At 26.5% G+C, this 780-nt stretch carries 2 protein-coding genes; one reads left to right on the top strand and one right to left on the bottom strand.

Annotation, left to right across the window (positions count from 1 at the left end; all coding sequences use genetic code 11):
- A partial coding sequence (locus ACODR7_RS21540) for a hypothetical protein (RefSeq protein WP_488842327.1) occupies positions 1–403 on the top strand: 403 nt, incomplete at its 5' end.
- Here the strand turns inward: ACODR7_RS21540 and ACODR7_RS21535 are convergent.
- Positions 387–780 (bottom strand): hypothetical protein (locus ACODR7_RS21535; RefSeq protein ID WP_488842325.1); only part of this gene is annotated, 394 nt, incomplete at its 5' end. The two genes, ACODR7_RS21540 and ACODR7_RS21535, sit on opposite strands and share 17 nt — an antisense overlap.

Raw genomic sequence — 780 nt, 5'->3', positions numbered from 1 at the left:
GGAGGATTTTTTTAGACATAAAATAGTATGGAAACGCGTAGGTTCAATACTAAGGTTTTCATTTGATGAATCAGCTTCATTTACCTTGGATAGTACATGTTTTGCAGTTGGAAATAATATTAAATATTTGGTAGGTATATTAAACTCTAAATTCGGGAAATATCTTATGAAAGAATCTCCTAAAACAGGAACTGGAGATTTGTTAGTTAGCGTCCAAGCAATTGAACCTTTACTAATTCCAATTCCTAATACTAAAGATTTAAAAAATATAGAGAATCTTATAGATATGATACTACATGATAATTCTAATTTAGTTGAAAATTATGAATTTCAAATAAATCAAATTATTTATTCTCAAATTGGTTTGACATATGAAGAAATAGAATTTATTGAATCTCAATAGATTCTATTTCTTTATGTGTTAAATTGAAGAAATTATATATAATTTGATTTATCTTATTCAAATTATCATTATTGATATTATTAACTAATTCTATTAATTCAATTTTTGTTTCTATTGGAAATGAAGGCATTGGAAAGTTTTCAAAAAAAGTATGCTTCATACGAATGCCAGAATCGCCTAAACCTCCACCGCCATAAAATGATTTCACAGCATAAAAAAATAATTTAGAGTTAAGTACAGAAATTAATACTTCTAAGTTTTCCCCAGTAATAATACGAGCGGTATCCAAACATATATAATCCCCACTTAAATCAAGAATAAAACTGGATTCTTGTACCATTTCTTGGAAAATTATTTTTGGTCTAAAAAAATCCTCC

The sequence above is a fragment of the Chryseobacterium sp. FG46 genome, from assembly GCF_057809135.1.
The sequence above is the reverse complement of the archived record's forward strand: the minus strand, read 5'-3'. Positions and strand labels throughout refer to the sequence as shown.